22 protein-coding genes and 2 pseudogenes are annotated in these 25,919 nt (G+C 60.4%); 17 read left to right on the forward strand and 7 right to left on the reverse strand.

The window, feature by feature from the left end:
- Window positions 1-371: 371 nt before the first annotated feature.
- The 10 genes from ASG55_RS27595 (at window position 372) to ASG55_RS09260 (ending at window position 10,552) form a co-directional block, all read left to right on the forward strand.
- Window positions 372-983 carry a transposase gene (locus ASG55_RS27595; protein WP_082530275.1) on the forward strand — a complete coding sequence of 204 codons (612 nt, stop codon included), beginning with the start codon at window positions 372-374 and terminating at the stop codon, window positions 981-983.
- A 54-nt stretch (window positions 984-1,037) separates the two neighbouring features.
- Window positions 1,038-2,636, forward strand: coding sequence for a ShlB/FhaC/HecB family hemolysin secretion/activation protein (locus tag ASG55_RS09220; protein WP_056785742.1), 1,599 nt, complete (start codon window positions 1,038-1,040; stop codon window positions 2,634-2,636).
- Window positions 2,637-2,648: 12 nt separating this feature from the next.
- Window positions 2,649-4,448, forward strand: a complete 1,800-nt coding sequence (locus tag ASG55_RS09225; RefSeq protein ID WP_056785744.1) for a DUF2341 domain-containing protein — start codon at window positions 2,649-2,651, stop codon at window positions 4,446-4,448.
- Window positions 4,449-4,459: 11 nt separating this feature from the next.
- Window positions 4,460-4,885 carry an ExbD/TolR family protein gene (locus ASG55_RS09230; protein WP_003201710.1) on the forward strand — a complete coding sequence of 142 codons (426 nt, stop codon included), beginning with the start codon at window positions 4,460-4,462 and terminating at the stop codon, window positions 4,883-4,885.
- A gap of 3 nt (window positions 4,886-4,888) precedes the next feature.
- Window positions 4,889-5,590 (forward strand): energy transducer TonB family protein, encoded by a 702-nt coding sequence (locus tag ASG55_RS09235; protein ID WP_056785747.1) that lies wholly within the window; start codon window positions 4,889-4,891, stop codon window positions 5,588-5,590.
- A gap of 39 nt (window positions 5,591-5,629) precedes the next feature.
- Window positions 5,630-7,327, forward strand: a complete 1,698-nt coding sequence (locus tag ASG55_RS09240; protein ID WP_056785750.1) for a putative porin — start codon at window positions 5,630-5,632, stop codon at window positions 7,325-7,327.
- Window positions 7,328-7,344: 17 nt separating this feature from the next.
- A complete protein-coding gene (locus ASG55_RS09245) occupies window positions 7,345-7,974 on the forward strand; it encodes a hypothetical protein (protein WP_056785753.1) in 630 nt (209 codons plus the stop codon).
- Window positions 7,975-7,991: 17 nt separating this feature from the next.
- Window positions 7,992-8,462 carry a YbjN domain-containing protein gene (locus ASG55_RS09250; protein WP_056785756.1) on the forward strand — a complete coding sequence of 157 codons (471 nt, stop codon included), beginning with the start codon at window positions 7,992-7,994 and terminating at the stop codon, window positions 8,460-8,462.
- Entirely contained in the window at window positions 8,459-9,406 is a 948-nt protein-coding gene (locus ASG55_RS09255) for a peptidylprolyl isomerase (protein WP_056785759.1), read from the forward strand. Before ASG55_RS09250 ends, ASG55_RS09255 begins: the two co-directional genes overlap by 4 nt.
- A gap of 165 nt (window positions 9,407-9,571) precedes the next feature.
- Window positions 9,572-10,552 carry a LysR family transcriptional regulator gene (locus ASG55_RS09260; protein ID WP_056785761.1) on the forward strand — a complete coding sequence of 327 codons (981 nt, stop codon included), beginning with the start codon at window positions 9,572-9,574 and terminating at the stop codon, window positions 10,550-10,552.
- A 593-nt stretch (window positions 10,553-11,145) separates the two neighbouring features.
- Here the strand turns inward: ASG55_RS09260 and ASG55_RS27600 are convergent.
- The 6 genes and pseudogenes from ASG55_RS27600 to ASG55_RS27435 form a co-directional block, all read right to left on the reverse strand.
- A partial coding sequence (locus tag ASG55_RS27600) for a DUF6124 family protein (protein ID WP_442962970.1) occupies window positions 11,146-11,239 on the reverse strand: 94 nt, incomplete at its 5' end.
- Between the two features lie 125 nt (window positions 11,240-11,364).
- Window positions 11,365-11,571, reverse strand: coding sequence for a DUF6124 family protein (locus ASG55_RS26810; RefSeq protein ID WP_081489808.1), 207 nt, complete (start codon window positions 11,569-11,571; stop codon window positions 11,365-11,367).
- 8 nt (window positions 11,572-11,579) lie between these two features.
- Window positions 11,580-11,821: pseudogene (locus tag ASG55_RS27205) on the reverse strand (DUF6124 family protein); the annotation flags it as partial.
- A 472-nt stretch (window positions 11,822-12,293) separates the two neighbouring features.
- Window positions 12,294-14,876 carry a hypothetical protein gene (locus ASG55_RS09270; RefSeq protein ID WP_056785764.1) on the reverse strand — a complete coding sequence of 861 codons (2,583 nt, stop codon included), beginning with the start codon at window positions 14,874-14,876 and terminating at the stop codon, window positions 12,294-12,296.
- Window positions 14,877-15,277: 401 nt separating this feature from the next.
- The coding region (locus ASG55_RS26270; protein WP_236708169.1) for a DUF6124 family protein at window positions 15,278-15,491 on the reverse strand (214 nt) is incomplete at its 5' end.
- A 1-nt stretch (window position 15,492) separates the two neighbouring features.
- A pseudogene (locus tag ASG55_RS27435) lies at window positions 15,493-15,716 on the reverse strand (DUF6124 family protein); the annotation flags it as partial.
- A gap of 634 nt (window positions 15,717-16,350) precedes the next feature.
- Here ASG55_RS27435 and ASG55_RS09280 point away from each other — a divergent pair.
- A complete protein-coding gene (locus ASG55_RS09280; RefSeq protein WP_056785767.1) occupies window positions 16,351-16,869 on the forward strand; it encodes a GNAT family N-acetyltransferase in 519 nt (172 codons plus the stop codon).
- 1 nt (window position 16,870) lies between these two features.
- Here the strand turns inward: ASG55_RS09280 and ASG55_RS09285 are convergent, their stop codons facing one another.
- A complete protein-coding gene (locus ASG55_RS09285; protein ID WP_056785770.1) occupies window positions 16,871-17,563 on the reverse strand; it encodes an aspartate/glutamate racemase family protein in 693 nt (230 codons plus the stop codon).
- Between the two features lie 197 nt (window positions 17,564-17,760).
- On the opposite strand from ASG55_RS09285, the gene ASG55_RS09290 reads away from it, so the two are divergent.
- The 6 genes from ASG55_RS09290 (at window position 17,761) to ASG55_RS09315 (ending at window position 25,829) form a co-directional block, all read left to right on the forward strand.
- Window positions 17,761-18,252: a hypothetical protein gene (locus tag ASG55_RS09290; RefSeq protein WP_056785773.1), complete on the forward strand. Its 492-nt coding sequence runs from the start codon at window positions 17,761-17,763 to the stop codon at window positions 18,250-18,252.
- Window positions 18,253-18,681: 429 nt separating this feature from the next.
- On the forward strand, window positions 18,682-19,656 hold the full coding sequence (locus tag ASG55_RS09295) for a hypothetical protein (RefSeq protein ID WP_056785775.1): 975 nt from the start codon (window positions 18,682-18,684) through the stop codon (window positions 19,654-19,656).
- A 129-nt stretch (window positions 19,657-19,785) separates the two neighbouring features.
- Window positions 19,786-20,463 (forward strand): DUF3313 domain-containing protein, encoded by a 678-nt coding sequence (locus tag ASG55_RS09300; protein ID WP_056785778.1) that lies wholly within the window; start codon window positions 19,786-19,788, stop codon window positions 20,461-20,463.
- Window positions 20,464-20,751: 288 nt separating this feature from the next.
- Window positions 20,752-21,252: a thiol peroxidase gene (gene tpx, locus ASG55_RS09305; RefSeq protein WP_016774621.1), complete on the forward strand. Its 501-nt coding sequence runs from the start codon at window positions 20,752-20,754 to the stop codon at window positions 21,250-21,252.
- A 174-nt stretch (window positions 21,253-21,426) separates the two neighbouring features.
- Entirely contained in the window at window positions 21,427-22,731 is a 1,305-nt protein-coding gene (locus ASG55_RS09310) for an MdtA/MuxA family multidrug efflux RND transporter periplasmic adaptor subunit (protein ID WP_041481001.1), read from the forward strand.
- Complete coding sequence (locus tag ASG55_RS09315; protein ID WP_056785779.1) at window positions 22,728-25,829, forward strand: MdtB/MuxB family multidrug efflux RND transporter permease subunit; 3,102 nt, start codon at window positions 22,728-22,730, stop codon at window positions 25,827-25,829. Before ASG55_RS09310 ends, ASG55_RS09315 begins: the two co-directional genes overlap by 4 nt.
- Window positions 25,830-25,919: the final 90 nt, after the last annotated feature.

Genomic DNA, 25,919 nt, shown 5'->3' on the forward strand with positions numbered 1-25,919 from the left:
TACCCTGTGTTGAAGTCGGCGTGCCGATTGAAAGTCTTGTGAAGGTTATACGCCTGAACGGGCCGGGATTTAACCCCGTGAATGTCACGCGAATGTCACGCAACGGTGCAACCACAGTCCACCTTGTGGGAGCGAGCCTGCTCGCGAAGGCGGCGGCACATCCAACATCCTCATCGCCTGACACAGCGCTTTCGCGAGCAGGCTCGCTCCCACGGTCGATCATCTACATCCGTCAATCCATCTTCGGTAATGAAGCTTTTATGACAAAAGTTCGGTAGCCCTTTGCCAGTCCGGTCATGCCTGTGTAACGCGCTTGAGGGGCCTTTCGGGGCGCACTTTGCAAGCCGAGGCGGGACGCCGGGAGTGAGGCAATGGGGACTATGGAACGCTATTCGAAAGTGGGCATGCAGGAGCTCGATCAACGCCTGTCGAAGATCGTCGAAGCCGCGCGCAAGAAGCCGGTTTCGGTGTATCGCTACGGCGCGCCGTGGGTCTGGATCGTCTCGCAGGATGACTGGCAGGGCGCTTTGAAAGAGGTCTCCAGCTACATTCCGCCGGGCCATTCGCTGGTGCTGCTGCGCCCGCAGATCGACGATCTGCTCGACGCCCACCAGGACCTGCTGCGCGACCTCAATGCCGCACCCGGCATGCTCATTCCCGCGCAGACGGTGATGCACATCCTGCTCCTGCAATTGCTGTATTCGGTGCCCAGCGAACAGCAGCTCTATGAACAGCTCAATTACAACCTGCTGTTCCGCTGGTTCGTCGGCCTTGGCCTGAACCAGAAGGTCTGGAGTTTCACCGCCCTCAGCCGTGACATCGCCACGCTGCTCAAAGAGCCGCGTGCGGTGCTGCTGATTCAGAAAATCATCGGCGAAGTGTTCTGCGGTGCCTTGCTGCAAATGCCCGAGTTCTCGCTGAACTTTGCGCTGTTGCACACCTGGCTGGGCAAGCATGCCTGCGCCACAACGATCAGCAATTGACGCATCACATCGGGCGCTAACGCCTACAGGTCATCGCGAATTTCAGGGGGTAGTGTGGAACGGATTTTCACGTCACGGCTGGCACTGTGGGGCTGGCTGCTGGTGACGGCGGGCGCGCAGCCGGCGCTGGCCGAGGAGGGCACAGAAGCGCCCGCCGCGCAGCGACTGGTCGACGTCAACGAATACTTTGTGCGCGGCAATACCGTGCTCGATGCGCGGGCGATCGAAGAAGCGGTGTACCCGTTTCTCGGCCCGCAGAAAGCCTTGAGCGACATCGAAGGCGCCCGCGATGCGTTGCAGAAGGCCTATCAGGAGCGCGGCTATCAGTCGGTGTTTGTCGAGCTGCCCGAGCAGGCCGTGGCCGATGGCATCGTTTATTTGCAAGTCAGCGAAACCAAGGTCGGCCGGGTGCGCGTGGTCGGCGCCAAACACTATTCGCCGCTGGATATCCGCGACAACGTCCCGGCGCTGAAAGAAGGCGAGGTGCCGGACTTTGCCAAAGTCCAGGGCGAACTCGCGCAGCTCAACAAGACACCCGGTCGCCAGGTCATGCCGCTGGTGCGTGAAGGGCAGCGCCCCGGCACCATGGATGTCGACTTGCAGGTCGAAGACCAGAACCCGTGGACGGCCAGCGTCGGCCTCAATAACGACTACAGCGCCGATACCGAAAAGCTGCGCAGCGTCGCCAGCCTCGGTTACAACAACCTCTGGCAACTCGGTCACAGCGTCAACCTGACGTTCTTCACCGCGCCGCAGGAAACCGACAACGCCAAGGTCTGGTCCGGGTCGTACACCGCGCCGCTGAGCGAGCGCTGGAGCGTGCAATTCTCCGGTTACCAGTCCGACAGCAACGTCGCCACCATCGGCGGCAGCAACGTGCTCGGCAAGGGTCACAGCTACGGCGTCGCGGCGATCTATACGCTGCCCTCGAGCGGCAACTGGTCGAACTCGCTGTCGGCCGGCATCGACTTCAAGGACTTCGACGAGCGCCTGAGCCTGTCCGGCGAAAGCGACAAGGTGCCGCTCAAATACGCGCCGTTCACCTTCGCCTACAACGGCTATCGCTACAGCGAAAAGAGCCAGCTCGGCCTCGGCCTGAGTCTGGTTGCCGCCACGCGCAGCGTGTTCGGCTACGGCAGCGACGACGAAGATTTCGACTACAAACGCTATCGCGCCAAACCGGGTTTCGCCGTGCTCAAGGGCGACACCAACTACACCTGGACCTTCGACAGCGACTGGCAGAGCGCAAGCAAAGCCGCATTCCAACTCGCCTCGGGGCCGCTGGTTTCCAACGAACAATTCTCCGCCGGCGGTGCCACTTCGGTGCGCGGCTATCTCGCTGCCGAGCGCACCGCCGATGACGGCTACTTGCTCAGCCAGGAATTGCGCACACCGTCGCTGGCGAAATTCGCCGGCACGTGGATGCAGGACTGGCGCTTCTATGCCTTCGCCGAAGGTGCGCAGCTGTACCTGCGCGACGAACTGCCGGACCAGGATGCCAATTACGCCCTGGCCAGCGTCGGCCTCGGCACCCGCGCCAGCCTCAGTAAATGGCTGTCCGGCAGCCTCGACTGGGGCTACCCGCTACTCGAAGGGCCGAACACCTCAAAGCAGGAATCGCGCCTGCACTTCAACCTTCAAGCCACTTTCTAACGGAGCACGTCCATGCAACGCCTTCTCCTTTCGTTGTTGATCTGCCTGGGCTTCGTGCTCCCGGCCACGGCTCAGGCCTGGTGGCAGGACGACTGGCATTACCGCAAACAGATCGCCGTCGACACCACGCCACAAGGCGCGGCGATCAATCAGGCCCTCGGCCGCACCGCGCTGCTGGTGCGCCTGCACACCGGCAACTTCACCTTCGACGGCGTGAAAGAGGACGGCTCCGATCTGCGCTTTGTCGCTGCCGATGACAAAACCGTGCTCAACCACCAGATCGAGAGTTTCGATGCGCTGATGGGCATGGCGCTGATCTGGGTCGATGTGCCGAATGTCGAGGGCGGTCAGCGTCAGGACATCTGGATGTATTACGGCAACCAGAAAGCCCCGGCTACCGGCAACGGCCAGTTGACCTTCGATCCGAGTTACACCGCGCTGTATCACTTCGACAGCGCCACCGGCACCCCGGCGAAAGACACCACTGCGTACGGCAACACCGCGCAAAGCGCGACCGGCACAGCGATCGATGGCGTCGTCGGCCGTGCGTTACAGTTCAGCGGTCAACCGTTACTGCTGCCGGCCAGTCCTTCACTGCAACACAACGCCGGCAGCGCGTTCACCTTCAGTGCCTGGCTGCGTCTGGATCAGGCCACTGGCGAACAACTGATCCTGGCTCGGCGCGAAGGCTCGCAGAGCCTGCTGATCGGCGTTAGCCAAGGCCTGCCGTTCGTCGAAATCGACGGCCAGCGCGCCGCTGCCACGCAGGCGCTGGCGCCGGCGCAATGGCAACACGTTGCGCTGACCGCCGAGGGCTCGAAAGTCACCCTGTACATCAACGGTCGCGAGAGCGCTGCGTTGGCTCAGGCGATGCCGGCGTTCAACTCGGTCATGGCCATCGGCGCCGATCTGCAGGAAGGCGCGTTCCAGCCATTCACTGGCGCTATTGATGAGCTGCGCCTGTCGAAGGTCGCCCGTCCTGCTGCGCTGTTGCTGGCCGATGCCACCTCGCAAGGCGCCGAGTCGAAACTGGTCGCTTACGGCGTCGATGAAGAACAATCCGGCTTCGGTTTCGGCAGCCTCGGCTTCCTCCTCAACGCGGTGCCGATCGACGCTTGGGTGATCATCGCCGTGCTGGTGCTGATGATGTTCCAGTCGTGGATCATCATGCTACGCAAGAACCGCAGCCTCAGCCGCGTCACTGCGGCCAACGAAGACTTTCGCGTGCAATTCGCCAAGGTCGGCACGCATCTGGAGATGTTCGCCGACGACGCGCAACTGGCTCAGCGTCTGCAGCATTCGTCGCTGTGGCGCCTGTATCTGGTGGCGGTCAAAGAGATCCGCACCCGCCGCGAGCAGGGCGCCGATACCTCGTCGGTCTCTGCCGCGACCATCGAAGCCATCCGCTGCTCGATGGACGGTGTGCGCACCCGCGAGAACCAGCAACTGAGTTCGAAACTCTCGACCCTGTCCAACGCCATCGCCGGCGGTCCGTATATCGGCCTGCTGGGCACGGTGCTGGGGATCATGGTGGTGTTCCTCGGCACGGCGATGGCCGGCGACGTGAATATCAATGCCATCGCGCCGGGCATGGCCGCCGCTCTGTTGGCCACGGCGATGGGCCTGTTCGTCGCGATCCCCGCGCTGTTCGGCTACAACCGCCTGATCACCCGCAACAAGGAAGTCAGCGCCGACATGCGCGTGTTCGTCGACGAGTTCATCACTCGTCTGGCGGAGATGCATGGCGAGAGCCAATTCAGTGAGGCGTCGCACCAGCGCGGCCATCACGCCAACCACTCCGTACCGGCCTGAGGAGCACTGCCATGGCGTCCGTAAATGCCTCCCACGACGATGATGACGATGCCGCAGTCGACAGCATCAACATCACCCCACTGGTCGATGTGCTGATGGTGGTGCTGGTGATGTTCATCCTCACCGCCACCGCGCAGGTCTCCGGGATCCAGATCAACCTGCCCAAGGCCAGCGCTTCGGTGTCGCTGTCGGAGGCCAAGACCAAGGCGATCTCGGTCAACGACGGCGGCCAGGTGTTCCTCGATGCCTATCCCGTGACGTTGGCGGAGCTGGAAGAACGCCTGCGCATCGAGAAAGCGCAGAGCCCGGATTTTCCGGTGATCGTGCGTGGCGATGCGACGGTGCAGTACCAGAAAGTCATCGAAGTGCTGGATCTGCTGCGCCGACTCGAACTGTCCCAGGTCGGTCTCGTCACCGGCAAACCGAGTCAGGGCTGAGTCATGACCGCACAACTCCCGATCGAGCCGCCGCCCGTGAAAAAGTCGCCGTTGCGCTATGTGAAGTGGGGCGCCGGATTGCTGGTCGGCGCGCTCGCCGCGTGGTTCCTCTGGCAGTGGGCCAACGACATGGCCGGCGTGCGCCGCGAAGCGCCGAAAGTGCCGACGATCATTCCGTTGCCGCCACCGCCACCACCGCCGCCGGAGAAACCGCCAGAGCCGGAAACGCCGGTGGAAGAAAAAGTCGTCGAGCCCGAGCCAACGCCTGAGCCGGAGGAGGTCAAGCCTGAAGAAGCACCGCCATCGCCGGCGGACGACCTGGCAAACCCGATGCAAATGGACGGCGACGCGCAGTCCGGTAGCGACGCTTTCAACATCGGCGCGGGCAAGGGCGGCGGCATGGCCGGTGCTGGCGGCGGGCGTTTGGGCACGGGCACGTACAGCCAGTTTCTCGCGTTCACCTTCCAGCGTTTGCTGCGCGAGAACCCCGACCTGCGCAACCTCGCGTTCTCGCTGCAGGCCGACGTCTGGCTGAGCAGCGTCGGCGAGATCACCCGTGTCGAGCTGATCAAGTCCAGCGGCAACCCGCAAATCGATACCCAGGTGCTGGCCGCTTTACGCGGTGCGCCAGCCCTCAGCGAGCGGCCTCCGGCCTCCATCACTTTGCCCGTGCGCCTGTCCCTGCAAGGGCGGCGTCCGGGTTAATTCACTTATTCAAGCTTCGGCAAAAGGAGTTGTGTGCAAATGATTTCCAACGTGAATCGATTGTCCCTGGCGGTCGGCATGGTCATTGCGACCCTGGTCGGTCAGGCCGTGGCAGCGCCTGCGCCGTCGGAGAACGCCACGATCAATCTGATCCGCTTGCTGGTCGAGCAGGGCATTCTGAAACAGGACAAGGCCGACGCGCTGATCGCCCAGGCCCAGAACGAAGCGGCGCAGGCGAAACAGGCTGCCGCGTCCACTGCCGTAGCGGCTGGACCGGTCGCCGCGCCGGGGGATGTGCGCGTGCAGTACGTGCCGGCAGCGGTGCGCGACCAGATCCGTGATCAGGTCAAAGCCGAGGTCATGGCCACCGCCAAACAGGAAAACTGGGCAGCGCCGAATACCTTTCCGGACTGGGCCTCGCGCATCAGTTTCGATGGTGACATTCGTCTGCGTGACGAATCGCGTTACTACTCGGGCAACAACAGCAACGAAATCGTCGACTTCGCCAAGCTCAACAACAATGGCCCGTACGACGTGAATCCCAACAGCAGCACCAGCCTGCCGCCGTTGCTCAACACCCGCGAAGACCGCGAAAATCTCTTTCGCCTGCGCGCACGCCTGGGCATGAAAGCGCTGATCTCGGAGGAGTGGACCGCCGGCATTCGCATCGGCACCGGTTCGGACAACAACCCGGTATCGACCACGCAGAACCTCGGCGGCGGCTTCGCCAAGAAAGACATCTGGCTCGATCAGGGCTATCTGACCTGGAAGCCAATGGACGAATTGACCCTGACCGGCGGGCGCTTCGCCAATCCGTTCATGTCCACCGACATGCTCTATTCCAATGACCTGAATTTCGACGGTGTGGCGGCGATTTTTGACCACAAGCTCAACCGCGATTGGGGCGTGTTCGGCACCGTCGGCGCGTTCCCGGTGGACTACACCAACGACACTTCCAGCAGCAACGGTTTCGACAAGGAAGAGAGCGACAACAAGTGGCTGTACGGCGCGCAGCTCGGCGCGAAGTGGGCGATCAATAGCAACAACCGCCTCAAAGGCGCGCTGGCCTATTACCGTTTCGACGACATTCAGGGCCAGCGCTCCAGCCCCTGCGAACCGTGGGCCGGCGCACCGGGTTGCGACAGCGACGGCACCCGCGCGGCGTTCATGCAGAAGGGCAACAGCGTGTTCCTGCTGCGTGACATCACGCCGAACCCGCTCAACCCGAGCGCTACGCCGCAGCCGCAATTCGTCGGGCTTGCGTCCGAATTCAACCTGCTCGACCTCAACGTCGTGTGGGACGCCGACCTGCCGCAGGACTTCAAACTGCGTAGCCAGGGCAACTACATCCACAACCTCAGCTACGACGAAGGCGACATGCGCAAGCGTTCCGCCGGGCAGATCGTCAACAACCTCGACAGCAACGGCGAGATCGAAAGCGGCGCCAACGCGTGGATGGTGCAGTTCACCCTCGGCAACGCGCTGGACCTCAAGCGCAAGGGCGACTGGAACCTGTTCGCCGGCTACAAGTACATCCAGCCTGACGCCTTGCCCGACGGCTTCAACGACTCGTCGTTCCACCTCGGCGGCACCAACGCCAAGGGCTATTTCATGGGCGGCAACTACGGCCTGGCGAAGAACGTTTCCGCCACGGGTCGCTGGATGAGCACCGAAGCGGTGTACGGCGCGCCGTTCGACATCGACGTCTTGCAGCTTGAGATCAACACGCGCTTCTAAGGCGCCGGGAGAGCTTTATGAACACGCGTTTTCTCGCGCTGGGCCTGGGGTTGTTGATTGCCACCGGGGCGAGCGCCGAAGGCATGGAAGAACGCTTGCGCACGCAATTGCGCAGCACCACCCAGCAATTGCAGGCCCTGCAAAGCCAACAGGCCCAGGCCAGCGCCGCGCAACTGGCAGCGCAGAACGAAGCCAAGGCAGCGCAAGCGCAGATCAAGCAGCTGACCGCCGAACTGGCCAAAGCCAAAGGCCTCGCCGAGCAACTCGCCGGGCAGCAACAGAGCCTGCATAGCCAGGCGCAGGCGCAAGTGGCGGCCAGTGCCGAGCAGACCGGCAAGTTCAAAAAAGCCTACGACGAGTTGTTGGTCCTCGCTCGCGGCAAGGAAGCCGAGCGCTCGAAGCTGCAAGCGCAACTGGCGGAACGTGACACACAAGTGCAGCAATGTTCAGCCAAGAATCAGCAAATGTACGGCGTCGCCAAACAGATTCTCACGGCCTACGAAAACATCGACGTCGCCGAAGTGATGAAGATCCGCCAGCCATTCGCCGGCAGCGCCCGGGTCAAGTTCGATGAACTGGCCCAAGGCTTTGGCGACGAGCTGTACAAGACCCAATTCGACGCGCCGCAAGCGGCGATCGCTCACTGATAGCAAGGAAGAAAGCCATGACTCAATTGATCACCCACGTTTCCCCGCAATCGCTGACCGACGTTCTGCAAGCCGCAGGTTATCGCGTCAACCAGAGTGAACAGAACGGCATCGTCCAGTTGCTCAGCGCCAGTCAGGGCATCGGCTACGCCGTGCGCTTCGGCAACCCGGCGGTGGAGCAGGGCAGCTTTGTTGATTTCACTTTCAGCTGTGCGCTGCGCGTGCAGGGCGACTTGCCCCAGGGCGTGGCCGAGCAGTGGAACGCGACGCGGCGGTTTGCACGGTTGTCGTTGCAGGGCGAGTTTCTGCTGATGGAAATGGACGTGGTCGTGGCCGCAGGGGTGAGCAACGAGCACCTGCGCGGCAATCTGGAGTTGTGGGATCGCCTGTTGCAGGAATTCATCGTTTACCTGCGCGATTTTAGCCAGACCGCTGCTGTGCAACCCGCCAAATCCGCTGTCGCCGAAGCAGAGGAAGTCGCGCTGTGAAGAAGCCTGCCATGGTGATCGGCGCCGGAGCGGTGGCGTTGTTGGTGGTGGCCGTGGCGCTGGTGCTGCGACCGGGCAGTGATCCGGTCGCCGCTCAGCAGCCATCGCCGGTAATGGCGGTTGCAGCCGGGCCAGCGGTCGCGCGGTTGGGCAATCAGCAGGTTTCGCCAGAGGAATTGCAGGCGCTGCTGGCCACTGTCCCGGCGCAAACCCGCGAGCAATTGCGCGGTAACCGTGAGGCGCTGGAGCGCTGGATTCGTGCGCGGCTGGCCGAGAAAGCGGTGCTGGAACAGGCCGATGCGCAGGGTTGGGCGCAGCGTCCGGACGTCGCCCGGCAGACTCGCGCAGCGACTGAGCAAATCGTGTTTCGGGATTATTTGCGCTCGGTGAGTCAGGTGCCGGCGGAGTATCCGAGCGCAGCTGAATTGCAGCAGGCGTACGACGCCGGCAAGGCCAATTGGCAGACGCCGGCGCTGTATCGGGTCAGTCAGATTTTCCTTGCTGTCAGTGACGCAGCGAATGTGGAAACGGTGCGCAAACAAGCCGCTGAATTGAGCAAGAAGGCGCAGACAGCACCGGGCGATTTTGCGGCGCTCGCTACGCAACATTCGCAGGATCGCGTCACGGCAGAGCGGGGCGGTGATACCGGCCTGCAACCGTTGCAACAGCTGGTGCCGGAAGTGCGTGGCGCCGTGGCGCGGCTCAAGGTGGGCGCCGTGTCTGATCCGGTGCAAAGCGCCGCGGGTTTCCACGTGATCAAGCTCACCGAACAGCAACCGGCCCGCACCGCGACGCTGGAGGAACTGCGCGACCAACTGACCCAAGCCCTGCGCGCACAACGCCAGGAACAGATCGCCCAGGCTTATCTGGACGGCATGCTCAACACCGCCACCCTGAGCATCGACGGCGCTGAACTGAACAAAATCCTCGAGGAAAAACACTGACGTCAGCCGAACACCAATCACCCCTGTGGGAGCGAGCCTGCTCGCGAATGCGGTGGGTCAGTCAGCGAAGATGTTGAATGTGCCAACGTTTTCGCGAGCAGGCTCGCTCCCACAGGGGTCCAGGGCGCATTCAAGACAACTACAAAGATCGACAGGGAGTCATCAATGTCATTCACCGAACCCGCAGGACGCCCGGGCACCGTTGATTATCAATCGCCGCAATCCCGCTCCGAGCCCTGGCTAAACCAGGCCGCGACCATCGACAGCGAAGTCGCCCAATACTTCCTGGTCAGTGCTCGCTGCGGCTGCTTCATGCAAGCCGCGCGCAGCCTCAACGTGCGCTCAACTGTATTGCGCAAACAACTCGCGCAACTCGAACAGCAACTGCAACGCAGCCTGTTCAGCTTCCAGGGCAGCGCCCTCAGCCTGACCCGCGAAGGCCAACAGTTGCAGGCCCGACTCATCACCCTGGCCCACGAACGCAAACTCCCGGTCATCGAACAGCCACTGATCCGCCTCGCCGTCGCCGCATCCATCCTCCACGACATCCTTGGCCGCGACCTCATCGCACTGCTGCGGCGCAACGCCAGTCTGCGTCTGGAAATTATCGCGCTGGATAGCGAACTGGCATTGCGTGCGGTCAGCGCCGACATTGTCCTGTGGCTTGCTCCAGGCGAATGCCCAAATCCCGGCCCGACCTTTTCCACCAGCGAACCGCAACACCTCGCGCGGATCGAGTATCTGCCGCACATTGCCAAGCGCTATTCGCGGGTGACAGCTAGACCGGAAACGCCGGAAGATCTGGCTGATTTCATGTTGGTGCAATGGCAGCATGACCGACAGGTTGAGAGCTTTCGGCCGTGGAATGAATTGGTGGAGGAGAGGTTGGCTGGAGTGGTGCAGATGCAGTCCTATGAATTGATGCTGGAGATGATTCGCTGCAGCGCGTGCATCGGGTTGCTGCCGGCATACATGAGCCGCTTCGACCGTGGCCTCATCGCACTGCCCGGATTATTCGCCGAACCGATGCAGCTACACGCGTGGCTCGCCGTCAACACCGACTCGCAAAACTCCCCCGAAATCAAAGCCCTCACCGACCTCATCCAGCAAACCTTCAACGAACGCCACGAATGGTTCCAGCCTTAACCCGACCCCCTGTAGGAGTGAGCCTGCTCGCGAAAGCAATCCGCCAGTCGAAGCCTCAGTAACTGACCCACCGCCTTCGCGAGCAGGCTCGCTCCCACAGGAATCTTCATTGCTTACGCGTTGATCGTTCCCACGCTCCGCGTGGGAACGCAGCCCGGGACGCTCTGCGTCCCCACCAGAGCTGGAACGCGGAGCGTCCCTTGAGGCATTCCCACGCAGAGCGTGGGGACGATCATCAAAACCTTCAACGAACGCCACGAATGGTTCCAGCCTTAACCCGATCCCCTTGTAGGAGTGAGCCTGCTCGCGATGGCGCCAGCCCAGACACTGCACCCGTAACTGAATAAACCGCATCAACAGTGGGAGCGAGCCTGCTCGCGAAAGCAATCCGCCAGTCGAAGCCACAGTGACTGACAAACCGCATTCGCGAGCAGGCTCGCTCCCACAGGAATCTTCATTGCTTACGCGTTGATCGTTCCCACGCTCCGCGTGGGAATGCAGCCCGGGACGCTCTGCGTCCCCTCAGAGCTGGAACGCGGAGCGTCCCTTGAGGCATTCCCACGCAGAGCGTGGGGACGATCATCAAAGGCCCGCTACTGCGGCAACTCCAGATTATCCAGCACCCGATTCACCGCTAATTCCCCGAGCATGATCAACTGCGCAATCCCCATCAGCGTTCGGCGCTGCNGAAGGCCGATACCGGCGAGTTAGTCAAAGACAAGGAAGATTGATCGATGCGTTTGCTTCTGCAGTGGCTTGCTTCAGATTATCGAAGCCTGGAAGGAGTTGAAAGAGCAGTCATCAAAGGCCCGCTACTGCGGCAACTCCAGATTATCCAGCACCCGATTCACCGCTAATTCCCCGAGCATGATCAACTGCGCAATCCCCATCAGCGTTCGGCGCTGGGATGGCTTGACCAATCCGGCGAATTCCTGGGCGATGGTTTTGGCCGAGGCGAGGGTTTCGCAGGCGTTGGCCAGCAGGTCTTCGTTTTTGGTGTCGGCGGTGACGGCGTACATGGCGCGGNTCCTGGGCGATGGTTTTGGCCGAGGCGAGGGTTTCGCAGGCGTTGGCCAGCAGGTCTTCGTTTTTGGTGTCGGCGGTGACGGCGTACATGGCGCGGGGGCTGAATGGCGGCGGGGCGGAGCCGGGTGGGCAGAAGTAGTGGTCGAGGGCGCGGTCGGCGGCTTGGTGGAGTTTTTTTGAATCGAGGGATTCGTAGGGTGAGGTGGGGTCGGATTCGGGTGGGTTGGGTGTTGGTTTGATCATGGGTGAAGCCTCTAGAGTGGTGAAGCTGCGACCGTTCGCTGCTAACGAAGGAGGTGGCGGCTGTACGCGGGTTAGCAGACCAGGACTCTAGAACCCGGCGCACCGAAGTGCCCCACGCAAAGCCGCCATAACGGCAAGACCTTGTGCGTCTAGAGATAACCCGGGCTGCTAAACCCGATCACTGAACATTCAGCGATCGGACCACAATAGAATCCGCCCCCAAGGCGCACAAGCCGGCGGATTCTGGCGTAGCTGTAGGCAATGGCGCAAGAATTTGTAGCCTGGAAGGCGTGTCTGGATGTGCCCTTTAAACACCTTCGTTTAAATCAAAGAATTGCGCAAACCTGACGGTCCTTTCGCGATCAGAAGAGAAGCCTGGATCGCGCTTCGCTGTTTAAATCACTGGTTAAATAAATCCGCCCTTTTTCCGAATACCGGTGGTTAACCTCTCTTGTTGAACCGTTGTGTAGTTTTAGGCCCTGGCCACGCAGACCGCTGTGTAAGCAAAAGGGGACGTAGCACCTGTTGATGCCGATATAAAACTGGTCTTGGCCCATGTGAATTCGACCTGAGGGTTGCTAGGAAGTGTATATCCCCAAAAGTACCGGGCTTCGTAAAGCGGTCTGTATTTAATATTAAGAAGTGCAATCTCGCTTAAGTAGCTCGGAAATGGACTGCCCCCCACGCGCGCGATCCAAGCACTGGCCGCTTCGTGTGTAAAGTTGGCGCCGCCAATTAAAACCTTTTGCACGTTGCTTACTACGACAGGTATTTCTTTAAGTTGTCCGCTAGCGTCAGATACGATCACTTTAGCTGCACCATTCCCGATTGAACGAATCATGCCGTTGCCGTCCACAGATACAACGTTGGGCATGCTCGACCTGTAGGTGTACGGTGCTTGCCCGCCTGTCGCCGCCCGGGTCGCGGTTGTATCTGGGAAATCGTTTCCAGTTAATGCCCAGCCAAGCGCGGCATGGTCGACGACGTAATTTCTCCCTGAGAGATGTACGGGTGATATGTCGACCAATAGCGGTGGAACAACTTTTAGAGTTCTTGGGATGGAAAATTTTCCACTACCATACAGTGCCTTGACTTTATAGCTGTGATTTCCTGCGGTCAGATCTTCACTGTATTTCCAAACGCCTTCGTGGTTCACCGGGACTTTGATTCTAAACTCTTCTTTATCAGACACCTCGACCCATTGATCTTTCGAGGCCAAGCCTTGCATTGCTACTGAAGTGTCTGCAGTAGTTCCACCTTCCTCAATTTCGGCGTTACTTGGCAATCCTTTCACCGAATCAATCGTCGGGGCAACTTCAGCTGCCACAGTAAAACTCCGCGCGCCAGAATCAACTTCTCCACTGTGATACAACGATCTCGCAAATAACCGGTGCTTCCCTTCAGCAACAGTTACTTCCCGTGTCCAGATTCCCGTCAGCGGGTCGGCCGTCGCTCGGCCTTTGGCAACCGTGCTCGACCCATCATCATCGAACACCTCGATATCCAGTCCCTTACTGGCAGTTCCCGACAACGTTAAGCTAGTGCTGACCGTCCATCCCCCTTCCAGCACTTCCTCACCGTTCGAGTCCAATACCCTGTCCAGTGTCGGCACAACCAGTTCTACAGACTTGATCGTGTAAACCCGATCCGGAAATTTCACTGCGTTCGTTTCGATATTGCTTTTGTCGAGCGCCACCAGGTACTTAAGCGTCAGCGTCGTGCCATGCCCCAATTGAACGAGATAACTGTTTGCCAGTGTCTGTGGCCAGAAACCCTGGTTGATCCAAGTGCTGTTGACTCTAGCTGGCAACCCAGCCCAGAGAGTCAAGTCATGTGCAGTGCCGTCCGCCTTCTTGCCCTCAAGCCGCAGCCAGCAGGGCTGTTCAGCTTCAATCAAGGTATGCAGCAGCGCATGAATGGTTGCGTTTTTGGTGCCAAGCGCCGTTATGTCGAGAAAATTGTTGGCATCGGCCTCGACAATTTTCGGGGAGTTCAAAGCGGTTGCCGGCAGCGGCAGAATGTCCAGCAGCAACACAGCCGACTCCACGGGTTTGTCGTCGCGGTCGATAAAATAACTGACTGCAACCCGTTGGCCCAGGCTGTAGGCGAGCACCGAGCGCGGTACCGCAATCTCCAGGCCGGCACTGACCAGCCGAGGCGGGCTTGGGTAGGAGCCTTCAGGGACAGCCGTCGCGCCTTGCCAGTTCACCCACAACGTGTCGGTGGGCAGTAACGAACCCTGCGGTACTAGGACTCTGATTTCCGGAGTGGTCGGACTGAACTGATTGCCGTTCATGCCACGGACGGTGGGTACCAGCAGAGAAAGGCGACCGAGGTGAATGTCCACGCGCTTTTCACCTGACATGACGGCATTGCCCAATTGGTCAAATACTCTGAATTCCGCCACAGCATTCGGATTGTCACCGGCACGCTGGAAGGTATCGGTGAACAGCGTCAGGTTGACCGGGGCCGGCGCGTCGGGCACGTCGAAGCGCACGGTGGTATCGCCGAGCGCAAAAACGATGGAGTCGAAGTGGCGTCGGTTGGTGTAAGTAAACGCAAATGTCACACCTCGTGCGGCGAGCTCCGGCCCCACGCCTTCATGTTCTACATCCGGCGGAATGATCAGATCCAGAGATTCCGGCAGACGCAAATGGTAGAGGGCTAGCGTGTCCCGAGACGATTCATCGTTACCTCCTACGCGCGTGACCTTGTAATACAGGCGATTGACGCCCTGATTGAGCCAGCCGTGGGGCAAGTACAAGCGCACCCGCTGTTGTTCTTCGCCCGGGGCAACGGTCTTGCCCGTTGCGGGAGTAGGGTTGTCGTTGACGTACAGATCGACGCGGTCATCAGCGGCCATGGTCCAGGAAGCGAGCTGCATTTCCGTCCACGGATCTATCAGACATTCCAGACCCTGCGTCTCGCCATCGTAAAGCACCTTGGGAATCCCGCCTTGGGCAATGCCCTGCGGCTTCACCGGTGTGACCCAGCCCCTGATGATGACCGGATACAAGACAAACAATTCGTTGAAAATCGAAGACTGGATATCCATGGAAGCGCTCCCTGAGAATTTTGCCGTGCCGTGCCGTGCCGTGCCGTGCCGTGCATTGAATGGGATCCATCTCACTCCAGTTTGAAAAAAAGCACACCTGTCAGATCTGACAGGTACAGGCGGTATTCAGACGAGCGGTCGAGCCGGCTCTTGTTTGCGCGGTTGTTGTGGGAGCGAGCCAGCCTGCGAATTTGTCGTAATGTTCGGTTGCAATGCTGACTGCTCCGACGCTTTCGCGAGCAGGCTCGCTCCCACAGGAATCTTCATTGCTTACGCGTTGATCGTTCCCACGCTCCGCGTGGGGACGATCATCAAAGGCCCGCTACTGCGGCAACTCCAGATTATCCAGCACCCGATTCACCGCTAATTCCCCGAGCATGATCAACTGCGCAATCCGCCCGCTACTGCGGCAACTCCAGATTATCCAGCACCCGATTCACCGCTAATTCCCCGAGCATGATCAACTGCGCAATCCCCATCAGCGTTCGGCGCTGCGACGGTTTCACCAGCCCGGCGAATTCCTGGGCGATGGTTTTGGCCGAGGCGAGGGTTTCGCAGGCGTTGGCCAGCAGGTCTTCGTTTTTGGTGTCGGCGGTGACGGCGTACATGGCGCGGNTCCTGGGCGATGGTTTTGGCCGAGGCGAGGGTTTCGCAGGCGTTGGCCAGCAGGTCTTCGTTTTTGGTGTCGGCGGTGACGGCGTACATGGCGCGGGGGCTGAAGGGCGGCGGGGTGGAGCCGGGTGGGCAGAAGTAGTGGTCGAGGGCGCGGTCGGCGGCTTGGTGAAGTTTTTTTGAGTCGAGGGATTCGTAGGGAGAGGTGGGGTCGGTTTGGGGTGGGTTTGATCATGGTAGAGCTCCTAGAGTCGACGGAGCTGCCACCTTTCGCTGCGATACGAAATGGTTGGTGGCAGCTGTACGCGGGTCGCAGACCGGGACTCTAGAACCGGCAGACCCGAAGGTCTCCCACGTACAGCCGCCATAAAAACAGCGGGTGTTGTGCGTCCAGAGATCGACGGGCTGCGAGACCCGATCGCTGATTCGTCAGCGACCGCACCACAATAGAACCCGCCCCCAAGGCGCACAAGCCGGCGGATTCTGGCTTGGCTGTAGGCAACGACGCAAGGATTTGTAGCCTGGAAGGCGTGTCAGCAGGTGTCATTTAAACAGCGGTGTTTAAAAAGCAAAAAATTGGCGACAGCACGGTAGACGTTTTTGCCGGGAAGCAGGTGTTGGCTATGAGGTCGCTTTCGCGAGCAGGCTCGCTCCCACAGGAATCTTCAGTGCTCACAGGGGTTGTGCCCGGGCTGGATCAAAATGTGGGAGCGAGCCTGCTCGCGAATGCAATCTGCCAGTCGAGGCTTCAGTGACTGGCCAACCGCCTTCGCGAGCAGGCTCGCCCCCACCATTGCCGCTCGCCAGATTCCAGATCAGCGGTTTAGAGTGACCAGCCACACGCTGATCACGGACCGATCCCATGTCAGACCCAACCTCCACGATCCATCTCGAACGCTCCAACGAATCCCACCTCGAAGGTATCACTGCGCTTTACAACGACCCCGTGGTTGCACGGCAAGTGCTGCAAATGCCGTTTCAATCCACCGAGGTCTGGCGCCAGCGACTTCAGGCTGATAACGAACGTGCGCTGAAACTGGTTGCCCTGGACCAAGGCGTGGTGATCGGCAATCTGGGCCTGGAAGCTTATTCCCGCATGCGCCGCGCCCACGCCGGCAGCTTCGGCATGGCAGTCGGGGCGGCTTGGCAGGGCAAGGGCGTCGGTTCGATGTTGTTGGCGGCGGCGCTGGAGGTCGCCGATAACTGGATGAATCTGCACCGCGTCGAACTCACGGTCTACGCCGATAACGAGGCGGCGATCGGGCTTTATCGCAAGTTCGGTTTCGAGGCCGAAGGGCTATTGCGTGATTATGCGGTGCGCGACGGGCAGTGGGTCGACACCCTGAGCATGGCCCGTCTACGCAATAGCCTGAAAGCCTGAGTCAGTCGCCCAGTGCGAACGCCACTGCCGACTGCGCATGCAGCTCGGTAGTGTCGAGCAGGGGCAGGGCGCTGTGTTCGGGTTTGATCAGCAGACCGATTTCGGTGCAGCCGAGGATGATTGCCTGGGCGCCACGGGCGGTCAGGGATTCGATGACGCCTTGATAGATTTCTCGCGATTGTTCGCTGATCACACCCACGCAGAGTTCGTCGTAGATGATCCGGTGCACCTCTTTGCGCTCGGCTTCATCCGGCACCAGTACGGTCAGGCCTTGGGCAATCAGACGTTGCTTGAGAAAGTCCTGCTCCATGGTGAACGCGGTGCCGAGCAACCCGACAGTGCGCGCGTCGATTTCCAGTGCGGCCCGGGCGGCGGGTTCGGCGATGTGCAGGAACGGAATGCTGATGGCGGCCTGAATCTGCTCGGCGACCTTGTGCATGGTGTTGGTACACAGCACCACGCACTCGGCGCCACCGGATTCAAGCCGGCGCGCGGCGTCCACCAGAATTGCCGCCGCATCGTCCCAGCGCCCGGCGTGCTGGGCCTGTTCGACCGGGCCGAAGTCGACGCTGAACATCAATAGCTGCGCCGAGCGCAACGGGCCGAGGCGCTCGCGAACCTGTTGGTTGATCAGGCGATAGTATTCGGCGCTGGACTCCCAGCTCATGCCGCCGATAAGGCCGATGGTGCGCATTGGATTTCCTCAAGCAAATGTCAGTGTCGAGCATTCAGGGCTGCCTGAAGTTTCCTTCTGTTCGAGACTCGACGCCAGTACCGACTGACTGTACCGCCGATCTTTCCCGCAACTGTGCATCTGCAAGAACTAAACGTACGCCGCGCCGGGGATCTGCCACTATCACCCTTCGCAGGTCCTTTCCGAGGAACACCGCAATGAACGACGTACAGCAACTGGGCGAGATGCTGCGCCACTATGCCGAAAGCGAAGCGCACAAGAAGCAACTGTTCACCACGCAATCGGCTGCTTGGGCGGCTCGGATTGGCGCGCTGTTCGACCAGATCGAACAATGGCTTGAACCGGTCAAGGCGCCCAATCTGCTGGAGGTCAGTCGCGAGGCGTATGTCGCATCCGGGCCGAGCGTGCCGGTGGAAACCTCGACCTTCAAGACGGAAAAATTGAGCATTATGATTGCCGGCAAACCGGTGGAATTTGTGCCGGATGTGATGGGCAGCGGCGGGCAGATTTCCCTGGCAGTGATGGGGTTGACGGCGGCGCGGTACGGGAGTATTTCGCTGGTTGGCCTGGCGGATGGCGCATGGCAGTGGCGTAAGACCAATGGCTTGAAGGATCCGGATACGTTTGCCTTCGACGCCGATTTCCTTGCTCAGCAATTGCAGAGCCTGATACCTCGCGATCGCGGTTAAGATCAAAAGCTTACCCCCTCACCCCAGCCCTCTCCCCCAAGGGGGCGAGGGGGAAAGGGGGCAGACCGAGTGATGTTCAAAACTTGAGCTCGACGCGATATTTCAGGTCGACGTGAGTCCTACAAACACTTCGGTCAGTCCCCTCTCCCTCTGGGAGAGGGCTAGGGTGAGGGCAGCCCGCCGCCAGCCACAAAAACATCACGCCCAGCGCATCAAAAAGCATCTCCATCACCTGAGCCCTCAAGCAATCTGAGCATGACGCCGGGCCAGCGCCACATCCGCAGGAGGAGTGAGGCGTAGACCGGGGAAACCCTTAGGTTCGGTGCCAATCCGGCATTTTCCCTTGGGTCACTGATGGCCTTTTGGTAGAGTCGCCGTCGCCAGCGGGTTTTCGGCTGGACGATGGAACCGAAGAAGGGAGTCTGATCAGTGAGTCCGGGCAAAAAAATCCTCGGTCTCACGGCGTCGCTTTTGTTGCTGACGCTGTGGGCCAGTTACTTTTATGTATTCAAGGAAAACCGCGACGGCCAGCTTGGCGGTGTCGGCGAAAGCACCGCGTGGTGCGGCACGCCACCGAGCAGTGAAGCGGCGTTGCTGGGCAAGGATCAACTGACCTTGCGCGTCACCAACAACCTGCGCGGCGAATTCATGGTTGGCGGCTCGCTGGTGGTTTCCGAACGAACCTTCAACCGCTACGACCTGGGCCGCAACGAACTGCGCCTGCGTCTGGAACCGCTGCAGTGGTCGTTCGGCGTCACGCCGATCTTCCTCGAGCAGGTCAAGGTGCAGCCGCTGAGCCGCAACCTCTCGTCGACCAATAAAAGCGCCTTCGCCGAATTTGAGCCTCGCGCAATCGGCGTGCACGCTCAGACTGCCGCGTTCCCCTTCGATACCTATCGCTACGGCTATAAACCGGTGCTGTATTACCTCAAGGGCAGCGAGCGCATCGACTTGCGCTTCAAGAACATCACCACGCTGATGGAGATGTCCAACACCTTTACGCCGATCCAGAAGTACAACCGCGCCGACTACATCAACGAGAAAAACTCGATGATCCGCGATGAGGACTACAAGCCGTACGGGGCGCATGAGTGCGCGTTCAGCGTCGAGCGCAAAGGCTCGTTCAAGGTCGTGGTGTTGCTGCTCTTGCTGGTGCTGTGCCTGCCGCTGATGCTGGTGTTTTACCGCGATGAGCCGGGGATCGACTTTCTCGCGACGCTGGTGGGAATTGCGGTGGTGCGCACATTGCTGATCGGGCCGGTGGAAGATTTCCAGCTATACAACATCGACTTCTTGTTTGGTGCGGCGATTCTGCTGGTGGGAACGGTGTCGCTGATCAAGGCGATGCGCGCCAATAGCCGGCGAGAGATGGCGTTGCGCAGTGGCGAAACATCCTCCTGGTAATACCGGTTGGCGAGGCACACGCGCTGTCGGATGTGAACTTTGCAATTGGCCATCGCATTTGCCGGGGTTTTGGCTATACCTGTATCTCCCCTATGCAAAATGTCTTGGCCTTCTCAAAGGAATTACAGCATGAAGCTAGCCGTCGTGATGGGCACGCTGTGCATTGCCACCCTTGGCGTGGTGGGTTGTTCCAGCAAAACCGTCGAGCCTGACCAGTATTCCGGCTTTCTCAAGGATTACAGCCAGCTGAAGGAGGCCAAGTCACCCTCTGGTGCCGAGGTGATGCGCTGGATGGACCCGAAACTCGACATCAATAAATTCACCAGCGTTTACGTAGAGCCAAGCCAGCTCTACCCGAAGCCGCAAGCCAACGAGAAAATCCCCCAGCAGACTCTCAACGGCATCACCAGTTATTACGATCAGGCGCTCAAGCGCGAACTCGGCAAATCGCTGCCGTTGGCCGCAGGTCCCGGGCCGGGCGTAATTGTGGTGCGTCCGGCGATTACCGCAGTCAGCAGCAAGACCGAAGGCCTGCAAGTCTATGAAGTGATCCCGATCGCACTGGTCGCCGCAGCGGTAAGTACGGCCTCTGGCATCCGCGACCAGGAAACCACGCTGGCCACCGAAGCGGTATTCATGGACGGCGCGACCAATCATGTCATCGCGCAGGTGGTGCGCAAAGGTACCGGCAAACCGCTGGAAAACTCTTCCCAGGTGATGAAAGCCGACGACATGAAAGCGGTGATCGATGGCTGGGCAAGCGATCTGCATCAGTCCTATCTGAAACTCAAATCTGAAGCCAAATGATGCAGTAAGGCCGGTTGCCTTGTCGCGAGCAGGCTCGCTCCCACACTGGATACGTATTCAGTATGGAAGTGAGCCTGCTCGCATTTCGGTGTATCAGTTTCGAATGTCCTGCCTGACACAACGCTTTTGCCAGCAGGCTCACCCCTTCAGGGAAGCTGCGGTGGGTTGTATACAATGTCACCGCTCAGCACCCAACAATTTCAAACAGGGCATAGGTCGTCAGCCGATTTCGTGGTTAACTTCCGCCTCTTGCATGCTTTCCAATCAAAAAACAGAAGGACTCAAGTCATGGCTCAAGTCACCCTCAAAGGCAATCCGGTTCAAGTCAACGGCCAGTTGCCACAAGCCGGTTCCAAGGCGCCAGCCTTTTCCCTGGTAGCCGGCAATTTGTCCGACGTCACCCTGAAAGACTTCGCCGGCAAGCGCAAAGTCCTGAACATTTTCCCAAGCGTCGACACCCCGACCTGCGCCACCTCCGTGCGCAAGTTCAACGCCCAGGCCAACGACATCAGCAACACCGTGGTGCTGTGCATCTCCGCTGACCTGCCATTCGCCCAAGCACGCTTTTGCGGTGCTGAAGGTCTGGAAAACGTACAGAACCTGTCGACCCTGCGCGGCAGCGAGTTCATCGAAAACTATGGCGTGGCCATCGCTGACGGCCCGCTGAAAGGCCTGACCGCTCGCGCCGTTGTGGTGCTGGACGAAAACGACACCGTCCTGCACAGCGAACTGGTCAAGGAAATCGCTGAAGAACCTAACTACGAAGCGGCACTGTCCGTTCTCAAGTAAGGCTTTTACAATTGTTAACGGCCTGGCCCTGTCCAGGCCGTTTTCATTTGTGTATCAGGGTTTTGCCTCACACCTTGAAACGTAAGTGGAAGGTAAATTGCCGGTAAAGCTGCTTTGCTTAAATCCACTCAGTGCTTATCGTTCAGCCTCCCGTAATAGAAGCCCACGCGCCCAATGGTCAATAACTCCATGCAATCGTCCCCCCGCAAATCCCGTCGCTGGCTGATCAGCCTGCTGGTCCTGTTGGTCATCGCTGTCCTGTGCTGGAAATTCTGGCCCGCCGGCTCTGCTGACAAGGCGGGCGGCGACAAAGCGGCCGCTGGGCATACCGGGCGCTCGGGAATGATGCGGCCTGGCTTCGGCGGCGGTACCGGGCCGATTCCGGTGCGTGTGGCGCCGGCGGTGAAGGGCGACTTCCCGCTGTATTACAAGGCGCTGGGCACGGTCACCGCGCTGAACACCATCAATGTTCGCAGCCGCGTGGGCGGCGAGCTGGTAAAGATTCATTTCGAAGAAGGGCAGATGGTCAAGGCGGGCGACCTGTTGGCCGAGATCGATCCGCGTCCTTACCAGAATGCTTTGCTCCAGGCCGAAGGCACGCTGCTGCAGAATCAGGCGCAACTGAAAAACGCCCAGGTCGACGTCGAGCGTTACCGCGGTCTGTATAAAGAAGACAGCATCGCCAAACAGACCCTCGACACCGCCGAAGCGCTGGTTGGCCAGTACCTGGGCACGGTCAAGACCAATCAGGCGGCGGTCAACGACGCCAAGCTCAATCTCGAATTCACCAAGATCCGCGCACCGATTGCCGGTCGCGTCGGTCTGCGTCAGGTCGACGTCGGCAACCTCGTCGCCGCCAATGACACGACGTTCCTCGCGGTGATCACCCAGACGCAGCCGATCAGCGTGGCCTTCACCTTGCCGGAGAACAGCCTCGACACCGTGCTCGCCCGTTACCGCAGTGGCGCCAAGTTGCCTGCCGAAGCGTGGGATCGCGGCGACACCAAGCTGCAAGCCACTGGCGTGCTGCAAAGCTTGGACAACCAGATCGACGTTGCCACCGGCACCCTGAAATTCAAGGCCCGTTACGATAACCGCGACCAGTCGCTGTTCCCCAATCAGTTCGTCAACGTTCATTTGCTGGCCGACACGCTCAAAGGTGTAGTGCTGGCACCGTCGGCAGCGATTCAGTTCGGCACCAATGGCACCTTTGTCTATGCGCTGGACGGCGACAAGAAAGTTACCATTCGCCAACTGAAAATCGGTGCCAGTGACGGTGACAACACCGTGGTCACCGAAGGCCTCGCCGCGGGTGATCGCGTGGTGCTCGAAGGCACCGATCGCCTGAAGGAGGGCAGCGAAGTCGAAGTGGTCAATGACAGCAGCGAAGTGCCGACCTCGCCGACCGAACACCTGCAAGGCAAATCTGCCGCCAATCCCGATGCGACCACAGCCGATAAGGCCAAGAAGGGCGCATGAACATTTCGCGGCTGTTCATCCTCCGTCCGGTAGCCACCACCCTGAGCATGCTGGCCATTGTTCTGGCCGGCCTGATCGCTTATCGCCTGCTGCCGGTTTCGGCCTTGCCGCAGGTCGATTATCCGACCATCCGCGTCATGACCCTGTACCCCGGCGCCAGTCCGGACGTGATGACCAGCGCCGTCACCGCGCCGCTTGAACGCCAGTTCGGGCAGATGCCGGGCCTCACACAAATGGCCTCGACCAGCTCCGGCGGCGCTTCGGTGCTGACCCTGCGTTTCAGCCTCGACATCAACATGGACGTCGCCGAACAGCAGGTGCAAGCCGCGATCAACGCCGCGACCAACCTGCTGCCGACCGACCTGCCGGCACCGCCGGTGTACAACAAGGTCAACCCGGCGGACACGCCTGTTCTGACCTTGGCCATCACCTCGAAAACCATGCTGCTGCCCAAGCTCAATGATCTGGTCGATACGCGCATGGCGCAGAAAATCGCCCAGATCAGCGGCGTCGGCATGGTCAGCATTGCCGGTGGCCAGCGCCAGGCCGTGCGGATCAAGGTCAACCCCGAAGCGCTGGCGGCCAACAGCCTCAACCTGTCGGATGTACGCACGCTGATCGGCGCCTCCAACGTCAACCAGCCGAAAGGCAACTTCGACGGCCCGACCCGGGTGTCGATGCTCGATGCCAACGACCAACTGACCTCGCCCGAGGACTACGCCAACCTCATCCTGACCTACAAGAACGGCGCGCCGTTGCGGCTCAAGGACGTCGCGGAAATCGTCGATGGCGCCGAGAACGAGCGTCTGGCCGCGTGGGCCAACCAGAATCAGGCGGTGCTGCTCAACATCCAGCGTCAGCCAGGTGCCAACGTTATCGAAGTGGTCGACCGCATCAAGGCCTTGCTGCCGAGCATCACGGACAACCTGCCGGCCGGCCTCGACGTCACGGTGCTGACGGATCGCACCCAGACCATCCGTGCCTCGGTCACCGACGTGCAACACGAACTGCTGATCGCTATCGCGCTGGTGGTCATGGTCACGTTCCTGTTTCTGCGCCGCGCCAGTGCGACGATCATTCCGTCCGTAGCCGTGCCGCTGTCGCTGATCGGCACCTTTGGCGTGATGTACCTCGCCGGTTTCTCGGTGAACAACCTGACGTTGATGGCGCTGACCATTGCCACCGGTTTCGTCGTCGACGACGCCATCGTCATGCTCGAGAACATTTCGCGCTTCATCGAAGAGGGTGACAGCCCGATGCAGGCCGCGCTCAAGGGCGCGAAACAGATCGGCTTCACCCTGATTTCCCTGACCCTGTCGCTGATCGCCGTACTGATTCCGCTGCTGTTCATGGCCGACGTGGTAGGGCGCCTGTTCCGCGAGTTCGCCATTACCCTGGCGGTGGCGATCCTGATTTCCCTGGTGGTGTCGCTGACCCTGACGCCGATGATGTGCGCGCGCCTGCTCAAGCGTGAACCGCAAGAGCACGAGCAAGGCCGTTTCTACCGCGCCAGCGGTGCGTTCATCGACTGGATGATCAAGGAATACGGGCGGATGCTGCGCTGGGTGCTCAAGCATCAGCCGCTGACCTTGCTGGTCGCCATCGGCACGCTGGCGTTGACCGTATTCCTTTACGTGATCGTGCCGAAGGGTTTCTTTCCGGTGCAGGACACCGGGGTGATTCAGGGCATTTCCGAAGCGCCGCAGTCGATCTCCTTCGCGGCGATGGGCGAGCGGCAGCAGCAACTGGCCAAGATCATCCTCGAAGATCCGGCGGTGCAGAGCCTGTCGTCCTACATTGGTGTCGACGGCGACAACGCCACGCTCAACAGCGGCCGCTTGCTGATCAACCTCAAGCCCCATGGCGAGCGCGATCTGACGGCCAGTGAAGTGATTTCCCGCCTGCAACCGCAACTGGACAAACTGGTCGGCATTCGTCTGTTCATGCAGCCGGTGCAGGACCTGACCATCGAGGATCGGGTCAGCCGCACCCAGTACCAGTTCAGCATGTCCTCGCCGGACTCCGAATTGCTCAGCCAGTGGAGTGGCCGTCTGGTCGAAGCCCTGGCCCAGCGTCCGGAGTTGACCGACGTGGCCAGTGATCTGCAGGACAAAGGCTTGCAGGTCTATCTGGTGATCGACCGCGACGCCGCATCGCGCCTTGGCGTGTCGGTGGCGAATATCACCGATGCGCTGTACGACGCGTTCGGCCAGCGGCAGATTTCGACCATTTACACCCAGGCCAGCCAGTATCGCGTGGTGCTGCAAGCCCAGGCCGGGGAGAAGATCGGCCCGCAGGCGCTGGATCAGATTCACGTCAAGACCACCGACGGCGCGCAGGTACGCCTGTCGAGTCTGGCGCATGTTGAAGAGCGTCAGGCGCAATTGGCGATCACTCACATCGGCCAGTTCCCGGCGGTGATGATGTCGTTCAACCTCGCGCCGGGCGTGGCGTTGGGGCATGCCGTGGACATCATCGAGCAGGTGCAGCAGGACATCGGCATGCCGGTCGGCGTGCAGACTCAGTTCCAGGGCGCGGCGCAAGCGTTCCAGGCTTCGCTGTCGAGCACCTTGCTGCTGATTCTGGCGGCCGTGGTGACCATGTACATCGTCCTCGGTGTGCTCTACGAGAGCTACATCCACCCGATCACCATTCTTTCGACCTTGCCGTCCGCCGCGGTCGGTGCCTTGCTGGCGTTGCTGCTCAGTGGCAACGATTTGGGCATGATCGCGATCATCGGCATCATCCTGCTGATCGGTATCGTCAAGAAGAACGCGATCATGATGATCGACTTCGCCCTCGACGCCGAACGCACCCAGGGCATGGCCCCGGCAGAGGCGATCTATCAAGCGGCGCTGCTGCGCTTCCGGCCGATTCTGATGACCACGCTGGCGGCGTTGTTCGGCGCGGTGCCGCTGATGCTGGCCACGGGGTCTGGCGCGGAACTGCGTCAGCCGTTGGGTCTGGTGATGGTCGGCGGTTTGCTGGTGAGCCAGGTGTTGACGCTGTTCACGACGCCGGTGATTTACCTGTACTTCGACCGCCTCGGAAGGCGCTTTGGCAAATCCAAAGCCGAAGGTGAAGAGGTCGCGGTATGACTGTCGGAATATATCTCCCCTGTGGGAGCGAGCCTGCTCGCGAAAGCGGGAGGTCAGTCACTGCCAAAGTTGAAGGTAAGGGCGCATTCG

The sequence above is a fragment of the Pseudomonas sp. Leaf434 genome (assembly GCF_001425545.1).
Lineage (GTDB): Bacteria > Pseudomonadota > Gammaproteobacteria > Pseudomonadales > Pseudomonadaceae > Aquipseudomonas > Aquipseudomonas siliginis.